Raw genomic sequence first — 16,824 nt, 5'->3', positions numbered from 1 at the left:
GAGCGATACGGTCGCGCCGGGCGCCCGGCGACGATGCCGTGCCGCGGCGCAGGGGTCGGACCCAACAGAGCCGCAATCGCAAGGAGTTCACGCTCGTGATATCGAGTTGGCCGGCGCCCCGCAGGCGCCGTACCGCCCATGCCGGACGGGTCGCGGCCGTCACCGTGGCCGCGCTTGCCGCCGCGCTCGTCCAGCCCCTCGCCGCCCGGGCGGCCACCCCGCCCCCACCGCCGTCGGACGCGAGGCTCGCCGCCGAGCCCGCCCGGCACGACCTCACCCGCGAGCAGTTCTACTTCGTGCTGCCGGACCGTTTCGCCAACGGGGACAAGGGCAACGACCGGGGCGGACTGACCGGTTCACGCCTCACGACCGGCTACGACCCCACCGACAAGGGCTTCTACCAGGGTGGCGACCTCAAGGGCCTGACCCGCAAGCTCGACTACATCAAGGACCTCGGCACCACCGCCATCTGGCTGGCCCCGATCTTCAAGAACCAGCCGGTGCAGGGCGAGGGCAGCAACGCCTCCGCCGGTTACCACGGTTACTGGATCACCGACTTCACCCAGGTCGACCCGCACTTCGGCAGCAACGAGGACCTCGAAACCCTCATCGACAAGGCCCACGCCAAGGGCATGAAGGTCTTCTTCGACGTCATCACCAACCACACCGCCGACGTCGTCGACCACGAGGAGAAGTCCTACGACTATCTCTCCAAGGGCGCCTTCCCGTACCTCACCAAGGACGGCAGGCCCTTCGACGACGCCGACCATGCCGACGGGAAGCGGGACTTCCCCGCCGTCGACCGGGACTCCTTCCCCCGCACCCCCGTCGTCCCCGCCGCCAAGCGGAACGTGAAGGTCCCGTCCTGGCTCAACGACCCGGCCATGTACCACAACCGCGGTGACTCCACCTGGGCCGGCGAGTCCGCCACCTACGGCGACTTCGTCGGCCTGGACGACCTGTGGACGGAGCGTCCCGAGGTCGTCGAGGGCATGGAGAGGATCTACCAGCGCTGGGTGCGGGACTTCGACATCGACGGCTTCCGGATCGACACCGTGAAGCACGTCAACATGGAGTTCTGGACCCAGTGGGCCACCGCCCTCGACTCCTACGCCGCCCAGCGGGGACGCGACGACTTCTTCATGTTCGGCGAGGTCTACTCGGCCGACACGTCGGTGACCTCGCCGTACGTCACCCAGGGCCGCCTCGACTCCACGCTCGACTTCCCCTTCCAGGACGCGGCCCGCGCCTACGCCTCCCAGGGCGGCAGCGCGAAGCGGCTCGCCTCGGTCTTCGGTGACGACTACAAGTACACGACCGGCACGGCCAACGCGTACGAGCAGGTCACCTTCCTCGGCAACCACGACATGGGCCGCATCGGCACCTTCCTGAAGCAGGACGACCCGGACGCGACCGACGCCGAGCTGGTGAGGAAGGCCAGGCTCGCCAACGAGCTGATGTTCCTCAGCCGTGGCAACCCGGTGATCTACTACGGCGACGAGCAGGGCTTCACCGGCGCGGGCGGCGACAAGGACGCCCGCCAGACGATGTTCGCCTCCAGCACCGCCGACTACCTCGACGACGACCAGCTCGGCACGGACCGTACGCACGCCGACGACGCCTACGACACCGGAGCACCGCTCTACCGGCAGATCAGCGCTCTCGCGGGGCTCCGCAAGGCCCACCCCGCCCTGGCCGACGGCGTACAGACCGAGCGCTACGCGGCCGACGGCCCCGGCGTCTACGCCGTCTCCCGCACGGACGCGAAGAGCGGCACGGAGTACGTCGTCGCCTTCAACAACGCCGACGAGGCCAAGACGGCCACCTTCCCGACCGACACCCCGGCCACCACGTTCGTCGCACTCCACGGCACCAGGACCTCCGCCAAGGCGGGCGCCGACGGAAAGCTCACCGTCACCGTCCCGCCCGGTTCGGCGATCGTCCTGAAGGCGGCCGGCAGGCCCGCCGCCCCCGCCACCGAACCGGTGATCACCCTTCAGGCCCCGCCCCCCGGCGCCACCGGCACCGTCGAGCTCACCGCCGGCGTCGACGGCGGCGCCCGCAACCGCGTCGTCTTCGCCGCCCAGACCGGCAACGGCAAGTGGCGCACCCTCGGCTCCGCCGACCACGCCCCCTACAAGGTCACCCACACGATCGGCAAGGACGTCGAGCCCGGCACCGCACTGCGCTACAAGGCGGTCGTCGTCGACTCCGAGGGCCGCACGGCGAGCGCCACGGCGACCGGCACCACCGGCACCCCGGCCACCGAGCAGCCCCCCACCGCCACCTCGCGCGACCATGCGATCGTCCACTACAACCGCCCCGACGGGAACTACGCCGACTGGGGCCTGTACGCCTGGGGCGACCTCGCCGACGGCGAGTCGACCACCTGGCCGGACAGCCACCCCTTCACCGGCCGCGACGCCTACGGTGCCTTCGCCTACGTCAAGCTCAAGCCCGGCGCCTCCAGCGTCGGCTTCCTCGTCATCGACAAGGACGGCGACAAGGACGTCGCCGCCGACCGCACCATCGACCTGACGAAGACCGGCGAGGTCTGGATCGAGCAGGGCAAGGAGACCGTCCGCAGCGAGCGCCCGGAGTACCCGGCCCAGGACAAGTCCAAGGCGGTGCTCCACTACCACCGCGCCGACGGCGCCTACGACGGCTGGGGACTGCACGTCTGGACGGGCGCCGCACAGCCCACCGACTGGTCGAAGCCCCTGATGCCGGTGAAGACTGACTCCTATGGCGCGGTCTTCGAGGTACCGCTCACCGAGGGTGCCACCAACCTCAGCTACATCATCCACAAGGGCGATGAGAAGGATCTGCCCACCGACCAGTCGCTGGACCTCAAGGCGAACGGCCACGAGGTGTGGCTCTTGAGCGGCCAGGAGAAGTACCTGCTGCCGCAGCCGGCGGGCAGCGCCGCCGCGCTCGACCTGATGACGTCCAAGGCGATCTGGATCGACCGGAACACGGTCGTCTGGAACGGCTCCGACGCGGCCGCGTCCACCCAGCTGCTCTTCTCGCGCGACGGTGCGATCAAGGCGGAGAACGGCACGCTCAGCGGCGACGCGCAGTGGCTCCGGCTGTCCAGGACCGCCCTCACCGACGCCCAGAAGGCCAAGTTCCCCCATCTGAAGGACCACACGGCCTGGTCTGTCGACCCACGGGACCGCGACCGGGTCCGTGACGCCCTGCGCGGCCAGCTCGTCGCCGCCCAGCGCGCCGCGAACGGCGCCGTGCTCGCCGCCACCGGCGTCCAGATCGCCGGCGTGCTCGACGATCTGTACGACGCGACGAAGGCGACGCTCGGCCCGACGTTCCACAAGGGCCGGCCGACGCTGTCCGTCTGGGCGCCCACGGCGCAGACCGTCTCCCTCGAACTGGACGGCTCGCTCAAGCCGATGCGGCGCGACGGCACCACCGGAGTCTGGTCCGTCACCGGCGCCGCGTCCTGGAAGAACAAGCCCTACCGCTACGTCGTGAAGGTCTGGGCCCCCGGCGTCCGCGAGATCGTCACCAACAAGGTCACCGACCCCTACTCGCTCGCCCTCACCGCCGACTCCCGGCGCAGCCTGCTCGCCGACCTCGGCGACCGTTCCCTCACGCCCGCCGGGTGGACGTCACTGCGCAAGCCCAAGGCCGTCCCGCTGAGGGACGCGCAGATCCAGGAGCTGCACATCCGGGACTTCTCCGTCGAGGACAGGACGGCCGGGCACCGCGGCACCTATCTCGCCTTCACCGACAAGTCGAGCGACGGCAGCAAGCACCTGCGCCGCCTCGCCGAGTCCGGCACCTCGTACGTCCATCTCCTGCCCGCCTTCGACATCGCCACCATCCCCGAGAAGAAGTCCGACCAGGCGAGCGTCGACTGCGACCTCGCCTCGTTCCCGGCGGACTCCGAGCGGCAGCAGGCGTGCGTCGCCGCGATCGCAGCGAAGGACGCCTACAACTGGGGCTACGACCCCTTCCACTACACGGTCCCGGAGGGCTCCTACGCCACCGACCCGGACGGCACGGCCCGTACCGTCGAGTTCCGCAGGATGGTCAAGGCGCTCAACGACGACGGCCTGCGGGTCGTCATGGACGTCGTCTACAACCACACGGCCACCAGTGGCCAGGCCGACACCTCGGTCCTCGACCGGATCGTGCCCGGCTACTACCAGCGGCTCCTCGCGGACGGCTCGGTCGCGAACAGCACCTGCTGCGCCAACACCGCCCCCGAGAACGCCATGATGGGCAAGCTGGTCGTCGACTCGATCGTCACCTGGGCCAAGCAGTACAAGGTGGACGGCTTCCGCTTCGACCTCATGGGCCACCACCCGAAGGCCAACATCCTCGCCGTCCGCAAGGCCCTCGACGCGCTGACGCCGGAGAAGGACGGCGTCGACGGCAAGGAGATCATCCTGTACGGCGAGGGCTGGAACTTCGGGGAGATCGCCGACGACGCCCGCTTCGAGCAGGCCACGCAGGAGAACATGGCCGGCACCGGGATCGCCACCTTCTCCGACCGGGCCCGTGACGCCGTCCGCGGCGGCGGCCCCTTCGACGAGGACCCCGGCGTCCAGGGCTTCGCGTCCGGTCTCTACACGGAACCCAACTCCTCGGCGAGCAACGGAACTTCGGCCGAGCAGAAGGCCCGCCTCCTGCACTACCAGGACCTCATCAAGGTCGGGCTCGCCGGCAATCTCGCCGGTTACCGCTTCACGGACACCAGCGGCAGGCAGGTCAAGGGCTCCGAGGTGGACTACAACGGCCGGCCCGCCGGATACGCGGCGGCACCCGGTGACGCTCTCGCCTACGCGGACGCCCACGACAACGAAACCCTGTTCGACGCACTCGCCTTCAAGCTGCCGGCCGGCACCGGCGCGGCCGACCGGGCCCGGATGCAGGTCCTCGCCATGGCCACGGCCACCCTCTCGCAGGGCCCGTCCCTCTCCCAGGCGGGCACCGACCTGCTGCGCTCCAAGTCGCTGGACCGCAACTCGTACGACAGCGGTGACTGGTTCAACGCCATCCACTGGAACTGCGCCGACGGCAACGGCTTCGGCCGCGGGCTGCCGCCGGCCGCCGACAACGGGCCGAAGTGGCCGTACGCCAAGCCGCTGCTGGGCTCGGTCGGCGTCGGGTGCGCCCAGATCGAGGGGGCCTCGGCGGCGTACCGGGATCTGTTGAGGATCCGTACGACGGAGCGGGCCTTCTCCCTCCGCACGGCCGGGGAGGTCCAGGAGCAGCTTTCCTTCCCGTTGTCCGGCACCGGCGAGACGCCCGGTGTGATCACCATGCGCCTCGGTGACCTGGTCGTCGTGTTCAACGCGACGCCGCAGCGCCAGGAACAGCGCATCGCCGCGCTCGCCGGGAGCGGCTACCGACTGCACCCGGTACAGGCCAAGGGCGCCGACGCGGTGGTCAAGGGAGCGTCGTACGAGCCCGACGGCGGCACGTTCGCCGTACCGGGCCGGACGGTGGCCGTCTTCACCCGGACGGGCTGACCCGACGCTGCGGCTAGGGTGCTCCTGTCCCACGCAGAACAGGAGCACCCATGCCGCAGATCACCGTCGACCACTCCGCGACCCTGGCGGACGACTTCGACCGGCCCGCGTTCGCGCGGGCCCTGCACACCGCTGTCGTGGAGATCGCCGCCGCGAAGCCGCCGGCGTGCAAGACGCAGTTCCGCCCGACCGAGGTCACCACGGTCGGGGACGAGACCGAGGGGCACGCCGTCGTGCACGTCACGGTCGGACTGCTGGCCGGCCGCAGCGACGACACCAAGGCGCGGCTGACCGAGGCCGTACTGGAACTCCTGCGGCAGCACGTGAAGCCGGCCGCGAGCCGCACCCTGCACGCCTCCGCCGAGGTACGCGACCTCGACCCGTCGTACCGCAAGTTCGAGAGCTAGGACGCCAGGGCGATCAGGCGGGCGGCCAGGTCGGTGAAGGGGCCGTCCACCGGCTCGTCCTTCAGGACCTGGCGGATCAGCGTCGCCGTCTCCTCGTCGTAGGTCGCGCTCACCGCGGCCAGCGCGGCGAAGTCGTTGACGAGCTGGGACTCCAGTTCCTCGCGCGGGATGCGCCGGCCGTCCAGCCAGATCAGCGCCGTCGACTCGGCCAGCGAGATCCAGGAGCGAACGACCAGTTCCAGCCGCGCGGGCGGGTCCGTGACGCCCAGATGCGACATGATCTGCTCGTACGCCGCCTGCCGCACCGCGTCGATGAGCGCGTTGGTCCGCGACGAGCCGCCCGCCGGGCCGCCGCGCATCAACGCCGAGAAACCGGGGCCGTGGTCGTCCACGAAGTCGAAGAAGCGGTGCATCACCCGCCGCAGCCGGGCACCGAGGGGACCCTCGTGCGGTTCGACGAACCGGCCCGCCAGATCGTCCGCCGCCCGCTGCAACGCGGCCTCGTACAGGCTGAGTTTCCCGGGGAAGTAGTGGTAGACCAGCGGGCGCGAGATGCCCGCGGCGGACGCTATCTCGTCGATGGAGACCTCGTCGGGCGAGCGGCGGCTGAACAGTTCGAGGGCGACGCCGATCAACTGCTGCCGCCGCTCCTCGACACCCATCCTGCGGCGAACCCCGGTAGACATACGGACACCTTACCGATCGGATCCGGCCTCGAACGGACAGGACTGATCCAAGTGCCCTGCCGAACCGTTCACATATCCAGCACAAGTCTCTCACTTCGTGCCCGCGACACCCAGATCAGCATCGAGTCGCCCCTCCCCGTCGGTCAGCGGCTCGTCCCGGTGGTTCGGCCTCGCCCTCCGGCACCCGCCGCCACCAGCCGGGTGGCGACGGTGTACGACGAGGTGTCCTCCGGGTCCTCGCACAGGGGGATTACTGCCGCACCAGCGCCGACGGCAGCAGCAGGTCCAGATGCGCCCCGGGCCCCCAGCGCGGCAAGTCGTACCCTTCGGGTCGCAGTTGCACGACGCCCTCGGTGGCAGTCTCCCGCGAGGTGACCAGGAGCCGCAGTGCCCGCGACCGCGGCCGCCCGGAGACCGGCTCAAGACGGGCAAGTCGCCGTGGAAGCCCTGTGCGGGGACTTGTTGACGCCGATGTCAGCTAACGCAGGCCGTTGATGGTGCGGCCGTCCTTCAGGGTCCCCTTCAGCCCTGCCTCCGCGCCCTGCTTCGCCTTCGCCGCCAGGAGGTTGCCCTGCGCGGTCTGCCGCACTCCGCCCGTGGCACTGATCGACGCGGTGTCCCGGCTGCCCGCCGCCAGCAGGTACCAGGACCCGGCCTCGGACTTCCACAGAACTCCGGCCAGCACCTGCGGATCGCGGGCCCCGCACGCCGCCACGTTCTCGGCCTTCGCGGCGACCGCCCCGTACGTCCCGCCCGGCGTGTGGAACTGCGCCAGCACCCGCTCGCCGCCGCCCCGCCAGGTCTCCCCGCGTGTGCACACCCACGCGGCCGTGCCGCTCGCGTCGGGCAACGGCTGCTCGGCGTACTGCCAGGCGTTCACCGACCGTACGCCCTGCCCGCGCAGGCCGCCCAGCGAGCAGCCGAGCGGCGCCCAGCTGCGCAGCGCCTCCGCCCCCGCCGCGTCGTGCGGCGCGCCCGGGCGGCCGTTGGTGAGGCGGGCCGGGACCAGTTCGCCGAGGTCGGTCATCAGCCGCGTGCCGGAGTCGTCGGTGAGCTGGAGGACGTTCCAGGAGGTGCAGGTGCCGGACTGGGTGGCGGGGCTGGCCAGCGGTGCGGTCATGCCGCCCGAGACGGCGAGGTCCATCGCGCCGGCGGCTGGCTTCATCAGGTCCCGCTCGGCCGCCTTCTTCACCCACGGCGCCGTCAGGTAGCGGACGTTGCCGTCGGTCCGGTTCAGCACCACCGCGCTCGCCTCCACCCGGCTCGCGCCGTCGGCCCGGGCGAAGTCGAGGGCGGCGCCCGCCGTGCCGTCCTTCGGCTCGGCGTAGCGGGCGATGCGCAGACCGTCGTAGAAGATCACCACGCGGGCGTTGTCGACGTGCCCGGCGTACAGCAGCTGCGGCGGTCCGGCCGGACCGCCGGACGGGGTGCCGGGGGTCGCCGAGACCTGAACCGTCTCACCGGGGCGGGCCCAGACGGCGAGCGCCCGGCGCAGCAGCGTGCTGTCGGTGGTGAGATCACCGCGGGCGGGCCAGACGGAGAAGTCCGTGCGGGTGGCGGACCGCCAGGCGAGGGGGGAGACCTTCAGCAGCCTGCTTGGGTCGAGGGCGGCCTGGGCCGCCGGGTTCTGCGCGTACGGCGGCGCGGCGGCACCGTCCGGGCCCCAGCCGTCGCCCGGCAGTGCGAGCAGCGCCCCGCACACGGCGACGGCCGCGGCGGCGGCGAGCGCGGCCTTCAGATGCTGGCGGCGGCGCATGAGATCGGTGGGCCGGGCCTGGAGCGAGCAGGGGTCGAACTCGGGGGAGTCGAGCAGCGTGTACTGCACCGGGACGCCGTCGGCCTCCTGGAGCGCGGCGTCCGGGTCGGCGACATTCGCGGTGCGCAGGATGTGGTGGACGTCGCTGTCGGGGAGCCGTTCCAGGCCCCGCAGGACGTAGGCGGCGCGGGCGGCCGCGGAGAGGGCGGACAGGTGCTGGTCCAGCGCGAGTTCGTCGGCGCCGCCCGAGCGCGGGAACAGCCGCAGGCCCCACACCTGGGGGAGCAGCGGCGGCAGCTGGGACCGCTTGGGCCACGCCTTGCGCCGGAGCGGCAGGCCCGCCTCCAGTGCCGTACGCAGCACCTGGAGCCGGACGAAGGCGTAGCCCGGATCGCCGTCGCGGCCGGTGGACTGGGCCGGGATGACCGACGCCGCGGCGCGGCCGCGGGGCAGCGCGCGCTGGGTGAGGGCATGCGCGGTGAGCACCCGCCGGTTGCGGCCCAGGGCGGGCGGCAGCACCAGGTAGGCGAGACGGACCAGCCGCGGATAGTGCTCGACGAGCGCGGCCTCGGCCTGCTCGACGTCGACGACCGGGTCGGAAGCGGAAGACGTGGGGTGCGGGGCGACATCCTGTGACTGCACGTTCAGCAGAACGAGCGAATCGACGGTTGGTCACCGCCACACAGGTGAGTGGGCTGCTCGGGTTGACGAACGGGTGGGGCGGCCTCATTGAGCACAGCGCCTGCCGCAGCCGTATCGAACTGAGGCGCAGGTGCGTCCGCTCCAAGACCGACCGGAGGAACAGATGAGGCTGACCCGACCGATGCTCGCCCTGAGCGGTGCCGTGGCGGCGCTGGCGCTGGCGGGCTGCGGCTCGGACGGCGACCAGGCGGCCGTACCGGAGACGGCGACCGGCAGCCTGGAGCACCTCGCCGCCGAGGTGAGGTGCGAGCCGAACATGCAGACCGACGCGGACGAGATCCGGCAGGCCATCTGCAAGAACACCGACGGCAAGTTCGTCCTCGCGACCTTCGCCACGGACCGGGGTCAGCGGGAGTGGATCAATGGGGCGAAGGACTACGGCGGTCACTACCTGGTCGGCCGCAAGTGGGTCGCCGTGGGTGACACACCGGTGGTGCGGGCGTTGCAGACCACGCTCGGCGGGGAGATCGAGGAGGGCACCGACCACTCCGTGCACGAGAAGTCCGGCGGGGCCACGCACGCCGGTCACTGACCTTCCGCACTCACACGAAAAGACCGGCGGCGGGACATTCCCGCCGCCGGTTTTTTCGTGGTGCTATCGGCGCGTCACTGGCACTTACGGCCGCTGTTGATGCAGTTGACCATCTTGTTCATCGTCCTCTGGGAGAAGAAGTTGATGAAGTCGTTGTGGTCGGTGATCGGCTTGTGCAACTGCTCCGGGAAGGTGTCCACCGCGAAGGGGTTCTGAACCACCCCGTTCTCGATGGTCGGCGTCGGAACCTCGTACACCAGGCGGACCTGGAGCTGGGGGATCGCCTGGAAGCCGTTCGGGCAGGCCCCGTTGGCCTGGACGAACGCCACGTGCGTGCGGTGGTTGGCGCTGTCGGTGTTCTGGCCGTCCCAGCAGCTCTGGAACTTGGACAGCCGCACGACGTCGCTGCCGTCGGGGCAGAGCGGGTACTTGTCCGTCAGCTGGCGGTCCTCGAAGCCGGTGCAGGTCCACGCGGTGTTGGCGTTCGCGAGGCCGTTGACGAAGGCCTTGGCGTCACCGGTGATGATGCGCAGGGCCCGCGGCATCGCGACGACCCGGCTGGTCCTGTTGCCGACGAACTTGAGCTCGGCGGCCTTGGGCTCCAGGATCTTGCCCACGTTGCCCTCGGTGCCGCCGCCGGCGTTGTTCTGGTCGAAGTCCTGCGAACCGTCCTGCAGACGCAGCACCGGCCAGAAGTACGACGACCTGTCGCCCTGGTTCTGGCAGGTGGTGTCGGCCGCCGCCAGGTCCTCGTCGCTCGCGAACGCGTCGTTGTTCTGGTTGCCGACGTAGTCGTGCAGGTGGTGGGCGCCGTTGGTGACACCAGGGGCGACGATCACGTTGTCGGTGTTGTGGTTGTCGTTCGAGTTCGTGCCGCACTTCGTGGTGAAGCTGCCCCTCGAACCGCCCCTGCCGTTCGCGGCGAGCCCGTTCGGAAGGTTGCGGGAGTTCGGCTGGACGGTGGTGATGTCCTGGAAGTCCGCGGCCACCGGACCGTTGCCGGCCTGGCCGCCGTTGCCCTGCTGGCCGTCGCCGCCCTGGTTCTGGTCCCCGCCGTCCTGCTGGCCGTCGCCGTTCTGGTCCCCGCCGTCCTGCTGGCCGTCACCGTTCTGGCCGTCGCCCTGCTGACCGTCACCCTGCTGGCCGTCGGTGGTCTCGGCGGGCTTTCCGGTGCAGGGGGACAGGTTGTCCAGCTGCTCGGAGGCGCTGCCGCCGGCCCGGTTGATCTCCAGCTGGATGCGGTCGATGATCACCTGCCGCCGGTCCTTGAGCGGGCCGAGGATGGTGTTCTGGACGTAGCTCCCGTCCCTCACCTGCGCGTCCCGCGTGGCCGCGAGTCGCTGGTAGGCCTCGGTGATCTGCTGGTCGAGCGTCGCGAGTTCGCCGTCCACCTCCCCACGGGCCTGGTCCGGCACCTCGGAGATCTCCTGGCCGACGTCGGGGCAGTCGATCGTGGCCACCTGGGCCGCGGTCGCCTTCGTCCGGTTCGACCAGCCGTCGTCCTCGTGAGCCGAGGCATAGAAGTTGGCCCAGACAAGCCCGCCCCCACCGAGCGCTAGGGCCGCCGATGCGGCAATGGCCTTGGTGGCCAGCGGCGTACGGCGTTTTCGTGTGTTGCGTCCCATGGAACTCCTCTGACTTCCTTGCGGGGCAGCATCGAGGCGCCCGACAGGAGTGAAGCGGCTCCCTCAGATACGTGGCGCGACCCACGGGTGTTCAGCCGTCCCGGAAATAGTTGAGAAGTTCGTGAGGACTCCGTGCGACCAACAGCCCCTGGAGCACCAGGAGTTGCGGGCCGTCCACGGCGAGTGAATGAGCGCGACCGCTTTCAGCGACCGTGGTCGAGATACGCGAGAACCGCCAGCACGCGGCGGTTGTCGTCGTCGGACACCTCCAGGCCCAGTTTGGCGAAGATGTTGGAGGTGTGCTTGGCGATCGCCCGTTCCGTCACCACCAGATGCGCCGCGATCGCCGCGTTGGACCGGCCCTGCGCCATCAGCTCCAGCACCTCCCGCTCGCGCGGCGTCAGCCGGCCGAGCGGCCGGTCGTCGGCCGCCCGCCGGGCCAGCAACTGCTGGATGACCTGCGGGTCCATCGCCGTGCCGCCCGCCGCGACCCGTCGTACGGCGTCCACGAACTGGTCCGCGTCGAACACCCGGTCCTTCAGCAGGTAGCCCACCCCGCCGCTGCCGTCCGTGAGCAGCTCGCGGGCGTACAGCTGCTCCACGTGCTGCGAGAGCACCAGCACCGGCAGCCCGGGCCGGTCCCTGCGGGCCCGCAGCGCGCACTGCAGGCCCTCGTCGCTGTGCGTGGGCGGCAGCCGGACGTCCACCACCGCCACGTCCGGCTTCAGCTCGGCCAGCGCCCGGTCCAGCTCGGGCCCGCTCTCCACGGCCGCCGCGATCTCGAAGTCGTAGGCCTCGAGCAGCCGGACCAGCCCGTCGCGCAGCAGGAACAGGTCTTCGGCTAGGACAACGCGCACGGGAGCTCCAGGGTGACCATGGTGGGGCCGCCCGCCGGAGAGCTGACGGCCAGGACACCGTCGAATGTACCGAGCCGCTGCTCCACCCCGGCCAGCCCCGAACCCGCCCCGATCACCGCGCCGCCCTTGCCGTTGTCGGTCACCGCGATCCGCAGCATCCCGTCGGCGTGGTGCACGTCGATCCAGACCCGGTCGGCGTCCGCGTGCTTGACGGCGTTGGTGAGCACCTCACTGACGGCGAAGTACGCCGCCGACTCGACCGGTGGCTGCGCGCGCCCTTCCAGTTCCACCGTGACCTCCGTGGCGACGGGCAGCCGCAGTGCCAGCGCCCGCACCGCGTCCCCGAGCCCGCGCTCGGCGAGCACCGGTGGATGGATGCCGCGCACCAGGTCGCGCAGCTCCGCCAGGGCTTCGGCGGAGGACCGGCGGGCCGCGGCGAGCAGCTCCTTCGCCTTGGCCGGGTCCTTGTCCAGCAGCATCTCGACGGTCCCCAGGTCCATGCCCATCGCGACGAGCCGGGCCTGCGCGCCGTCGTGCAGATTCCGCTCGATACGGCGCAGCTCGGCGGCCGAGGAGTCCACGGCGACCTGCCGGGTCTCGGTCAGCACCCGCACCCGCTCGGCCAGTTCGCCCTGCCGGGAGCCGAGGACGGCCCGGGTGAGCGCGAAGTGCGCGGCCAGCAGGCGGGGCGTGAAGTGATGTCCGAACAGCAGCAGTACGGCGGCCAGGGCCGCGGCGCCGAACGCGGAGGCCTGGCCGGTCACCGGCACGAACCCGTACCAGTAGCCGTCCGGGAAGACCCGCCACAGCCCGATCGCGAGGGCGAACCCCTCCAGCGGATAGAGGAACAGCGCGGCCGGCAGCAGCGCGGTCACGAACCCCGCCGTCATGTCCACCGGCAGCCACCGCAGATCCCGCCAGGTCGCCGGATCGCCCAGCATCCCGAAGGTGCGGGCCCACGGATTGGCGTCCTCCGGCAGCGGCCGGTACGCCGGCGGGATCCGCACGCCGCCCCACTCGGCCGCCAGCACCCGCCGCCAGTCCGCGAACGCCCGCACGCCGGTGAGGACCCAGGGGGTGGTGACGATGCCGACGCCGATCGGTATCAGCGCGATGGACACGAGGGAGAGGGTGAAGCAGAGCACCGCGCCCGGCAGGGACACGAGGGCCAGCGCCAGCCCGCGCACCGCGGCCCGCACGACCGCGCCCCCCTGCCCGATCCCCTCGGTGCCGCCACGGATGTCGCTGGTCTCGATGGTCATGGCGCCAGTCTGGAGGAGCCGAGCACGACGGTCACTGGCCCGAGCCCCCCGGCCGGGGGGTGTACCCAGATACACCCTCACCCACCGCCCCCCCCCCGGGCCTACACCCCGTCGCCCGCCAACACCTTCGCCTCCGTTTCCGGATCGAGGCCAACCGGTGGCCGGTCCGGGCGGTGGGGGGCCGTTCCGCCGATCCGCCGCAGCCAGCGCCAGGTATCGGTCACGGTCTCGCCGGCCGGACGGCAGCGCAGCCCGGCGGCCAGCGCGCGGGACACGTCCGCGCTGTGCAGGGCGTCGTGCAGCTCGCTGCCCGGCGGCACCCACACCGGCAATCCGCTCCACGGCTCGATCCCCGCCCCCAGCACCACCTCGGGCGCGGTCCAGCGCAGTTCGGCCGCGACGCCGGTCACCCGCACGCACGCGTCAAGCAGCTCACCCATGGTGGTGTGCCCGCGGGGACCGGTCAGGTTGTACGGGCCGCGGCGCTCCCCCTCCACCCCGTCCAGGATCCACTCGGCGAGGTCACGGACGTCGACGAACTGCACCGGCAGCTCGCGCGCCCCCGGCGCCAGCACCGGCCCGCCACGGGCGATCCGGGTCAGCCACCAGGGCAGGCGGCCGACGTTCTCGTACGGCCCGAGCAGCAGGCCGGCCCGCACCAGCAGCGAGCGCTCCGCGCCGAAGGACTCCACGACGGCCAGCTCACCGCCCCGTTTGTCGCGGGCGTAGTCGGTGTGGTCCGCGCCGGCCCCGGCGCCCTCGACGAGCGGCGCGTCCTCGGTGTACCCGGCGGGCGGGGCCCAGGCGTACACCGAGCAGCTCGACACGTACACGTACCGCCCGGCGCGGCCCCGCAGCAGTCGCGCGGCGTCCCGCACAGCCCGGGGCGCCGCCGACCAGGTGTCGACGACGGCGTCCCAGACGCCGTCAGCCAGTCCGCCGAGCCCGCGGGGTCCGTCGGGACCCTGTGGCGCGGTGCGGTCGCCCAGCACCTCGCGGACGCCCGGCGGGGCCGCGTGCCTGCCCCGGTGGAAGACGGTGACGTCCCAGCCCCGCCCGAGGGCTGCCTCCACGACGGCCCGCCCCGCGAACTCCGTACCACCCAGTACCAGCAGTCTCATGGGGTGACTCTGTCCCGGGGAGCGGGCACCGGGGAAGCGGGATCTGCCGAGGGCAGACGCGGACGGCGCGCCGGGCCGTCAGCCCTGGTTCGGCGGCGCGTACTTGTAGCCCACCCGGCGCACCGTGAGGATCGCCCGCCGGTGTTCCGCGCCCAGCTTGCGGCGGAGGCGGGCGATGTGGACGTCGACCGTGCGGCCGTCGCCGACGTGCCGGTAGCCCCACACCGTGGTGACCAGCTGGTCGCGGGTGTGCACCCGGTGCGGGTGCGCCACCAGGTGGGCGAGGAGCTCGAACTCCAGGTAGGTGAGGTCGAGTTCCCGCCCGGCCACCTCGGCGGTACGGCGCTGGGGGTCGACACGGATGAGGGGGGCGGTGTCCGTGCCGGTCTCGGTGAGGTCCGCCGCCCTCGCGGGGCCGGTCACCGGCACCGGCGGGAAGGGCGGCTGCTGGTCGGCGGGGACGAGCACCAGGTACCCGACCATGGGCGGCCGGCCCGGCAGGGAGGGCAGTGTCTCCTGTGGTGCGGGCAGCCACGTGGCACCCGGCGGGAGGAGGTCCGCGACCCCTCTCACCTCGTCCGGGTCGACGGCTCGCAGCCGGTGCCGGGAGTCCCGGGAAGCCGGAGCCGGAGCAGCGGGGGTCGGGGCGGGGGAGAGGGGGCGGGACACGGAACGGGGCACAGAACCAGGGGTCGCCATGGGAGGTCAGCTCTTCTCGCGCGAGAGGTCCGTCAGGGGAGGTGCTCGTGTCGCGCTGGCCGAAGGCCGGTGTGTACGGCGTCAGAGGGCCGGCGCGGTCGTCGCGCGGCAACACACCCGGTCGAAGTCGTGGTGCTGACGAGAGGGCCAGAAGGGCTCGAGGTCATGGCGACCCGTCGCGGAGAACTTCTGGAAGCCGACCATGGCTCCCATTGAAGCAGACCGTCGCCGGGAACCCGACCCTCTTCCTACCCCTCGGACCTACCCTTCCTCGCACATCCGTGAGGTCCGTGTCCAAGAACGTGTCAGGGGGCGCCCACCGGTTCGGCGGGCGCCCCCTGACGGAGCTGCGAACGCGACCGCGGCGGAGCCGCCACGGAGGCGCGGACGGATCAGACCTGGCCGGCCTTCTCCAGGGCGGAGCAGCAGGTGTCGACCAGCAGCCGGGTCACCACGTAGGGGTCGACGTTGGCGTTCGGGCGGCGGTCCTCGATGTAGCCCTTGCCGTCCTTCTCCACCTGCCACGGGATACGGACCGAGGCGCCGCGGTCGGAGACGCCGTAGGAGTACTTGTCCCACGGGGCGGTCTCGTGCAGGCCGGTCAGCCGGTCGTCGATGCCGGCGCCGTAGTTCTTGACGTGGTCGAGCGGCTTGGAGCCCTCGCCGAGCGACTCGCACGCGGTGATGATCGCGTCGTAGGTCTCGCGCATCGCCTTCGTGGAGAAGTTGGTGTGCGCACCGGCGCCGTTCCAGTCGCCCTTGACCGGCTTGGGGTCGAGGGTGGCGGAGACGCCGAAGTCCTCGGCGGTGCGGTAGAGCAGCCAGCGTGCCACCCACAGCTGGTCGGAGACCTCCAGCGGGGACAGCGGGCCGACCTGGAACTCCCACTGGCCGGGCATGACCTCGGCGTTGATCCCGGACAGGCCCAGGCCCGCCTTCAGACAGTTCTCCAGGTGGGCCTCGACGATGTCACGGCCGAAGATCTCGTCGGCGCCGACACCGCAGTAGTAGCCGCCCTGCGGGGCCGGGAAGCCGCCCTCGGGGAAGCCGAGCGGGCGGGTGCCGTCGAAGAAGGTGTACTCCTGCTCGATGCCGAAGATCGGCTCCTGCGCGGCGAACTTCTGGGCGACCTCGGTGAGCGCCGCGCGGGTGTTCGACGGGTGCGGGGTCATGTCCGTGTTGAGGACCTCGCACAGCACCAGGACGTCGTCGCCGCCGCGGATCGGGTCGGGGCAGGAGAAGACCGGCTTGAGCACACAGTCCGAGGCGTGGCCCTCGGCCTGGTTCGTGGAGGACCCGTCGAAGCCCCAGATCGGAAGCTCCGCGCCGTTGGCACCCTTGTCCGAGTCCGCCATGATCTTCGTCTTGGAACGAAGCTTGGCCGTCGGCTGGGTGCCGTCGATCCAGATGTACTCAGCCTTGAAGGTCACGGGCCACTTCCTTCGGGGGTGGGTCTGGGCGCGCTTGCGGGTGCTGGGGCGCTACGGCACCTGGGCGCCGCGTCCTGCATGTCCAAAAGCCTGTCAACAGGCGATTTCCCGATCATTGCCCGGTTGTGAACCCCGTGTTACCTGGCGGTGCCGCGGCCCACCTCATCGTGTGAGGCCCGCCGGGTGCGCGCGGTCGGCTCGTATGCGATGCGCCGCGGACGCGCCGGTCCTGCCGCTCGTGGCCACGAGCGG

General features: G+C 71.5%; 11 protein-coding genes and 1 pseudogene. 3 read left to right on the top strand and 9 right to left on the bottom strand.

Features of this window, described 5'->3' with window-relative positions:
* Window positions 1-95 precede the first annotated feature (95 nt).
* Entirely contained in the window at window positions 96-5,495 is a 5,400-nt protein-coding gene (gene pulA, locus AB0O67_RS09675) for a pullulanase-type alpha-1,6-glucosidase (protein WP_365448008.1), read from the top strand.
* Window positions 5,496-5,545: 50 nt separating this feature from the next.
* Window positions 5,546-5,902, top strand: a complete 357-nt coding sequence (locus tag AB0O67_RS09670) for a 5-carboxymethyl-2-hydroxymuconate Delta-isomerase (RefSeq protein WP_365448006.1) — start codon at window positions 5,546-5,548, stop codon at window positions 5,900-5,902.
* Here the strand turns inward: AB0O67_RS09670 and AB0O67_RS09665 are convergent.
* The 3 genes and pseudogenes from AB0O67_RS09665 to AB0O67_RS09655 all read right to left on the bottom strand — a co-directional run bounded on the left by AB0O67_RS09665 (window position 5,899) and on the right by AB0O67_RS09655 (window position 8,986).
* On the bottom strand, window positions 5,899-6,588 hold the full coding sequence (locus AB0O67_RS09665) for a TetR/AcrR family transcriptional regulator (protein ID WP_365448004.1): 690 nt from the start codon (window positions 6,586-6,588) through the stop codon (window positions 5,899-5,901). The genes AB0O67_RS09670 and AB0O67_RS09665 overlap by 4 nt on opposite strands.
* 173 nt (window positions 6,589-6,761) lie before the next feature.
* Window positions 6,762-7,009, bottom strand: a pseudogene (locus AB0O67_RS09660) (oxidoreductase); the annotation flags it as partial.
* A 57-nt stretch (window positions 7,010-7,066) separates the two neighbouring features.
* Window positions 7,067-8,986, bottom strand: a complete 1,920-nt coding sequence (locus tag AB0O67_RS09655) for a hypothetical protein (protein WP_365448002.1) — start codon at window positions 8,984-8,986, stop codon at window positions 7,067-7,069.
* A gap of 163 nt (window positions 8,987-9,149) precedes the next feature.
* On the opposite strand from AB0O67_RS09655, the gene AB0O67_RS09650 reads away from it, so the two are divergent.
* Window positions 9,150-9,578 carry a hypothetical protein gene (locus AB0O67_RS09650; protein ID WP_365448000.1) on the top strand — a complete coding sequence of 143 codons (429 nt, stop codon included), beginning with the start codon at window positions 9,150-9,152 and terminating at the stop codon, window positions 9,576-9,578.
* A 74-nt stretch (window positions 9,579-9,652) separates the two neighbouring features.
* On the opposite strand, the gene AB0O67_RS09645 is transcribed toward AB0O67_RS09650, so the two are convergent.
* From AB0O67_RS09645 to glnII, 6 genes are all read right to left on the bottom strand, one after another.
* Window positions 9,653-11,203 carry a DUF1996 domain-containing protein gene (locus AB0O67_RS09645; protein WP_365447998.1) on the bottom strand — a complete coding sequence of 517 codons (1,551 nt, stop codon included), beginning with the start codon at window positions 11,201-11,203 and terminating at the stop codon, window positions 9,653-9,655.
* A 203-nt stretch (window positions 11,204-11,406) separates the two neighbouring features.
* Complete coding sequence (locus tag AB0O67_RS09640; protein ID WP_365447996.1) at window positions 11,407-12,060, bottom strand: response regulator transcription factor; 654 nt, start codon at window positions 12,058-12,060, stop codon at window positions 11,407-11,409.
* Window positions 12,045-13,322: a sensor domain-containing protein gene (locus AB0O67_RS09635; RefSeq protein WP_365447994.1), complete on the bottom strand. Its 1,278-nt coding sequence runs from the start codon at window positions 13,320-13,322 to the stop codon at window positions 12,045-12,047. Before AB0O67_RS09635 ends, AB0O67_RS09640 begins: the two co-directional genes overlap by 16 nt.
* Before the next feature lie 101 nt (window positions 13,323-13,423).
* Window positions 13,424-14,443 carry an NAD-dependent epimerase/dehydratase family protein gene (locus AB0O67_RS09630; protein ID WP_365447992.1) on the bottom strand — a complete coding sequence of 340 codons (1,020 nt, stop codon included), beginning with the start codon at window positions 14,441-14,443 and terminating at the stop codon, window positions 13,424-13,426.
* A 78-nt stretch (window positions 14,444-14,521) separates the two neighbouring features.
* A complete protein-coding gene (locus tag AB0O67_RS09625; RefSeq protein ID WP_365447990.1) occupies window positions 14,522-15,142 on the bottom strand; it encodes a winged helix-turn-helix domain-containing protein in 621 nt (206 codons plus the stop codon).
* Between the two features lie 392 nt (window positions 15,143-15,534).
* On the bottom strand, window positions 15,535-16,572 hold the full coding sequence (glnII, locus tag AB0O67_RS09620) for a glutamine synthetase (RefSeq protein WP_365447988.1): 1,038 nt from the start codon (window positions 16,570-16,572) through the stop codon (window positions 15,535-15,537).
* Window positions 16,573-16,824: the final 252 nt, after the last annotated feature.

The sequence above is a fragment of the Streptomyces sp. NPDC086077 genome (assembly GCF_040686175.1).
Lineage (GTDB): Bacteria > Actinomycetota > Actinomycetes > Streptomycetales > Streptomycetaceae > Streptomyces.
This window is presented reverse-complemented; position numbering and strand designations above follow the sequence as displayed.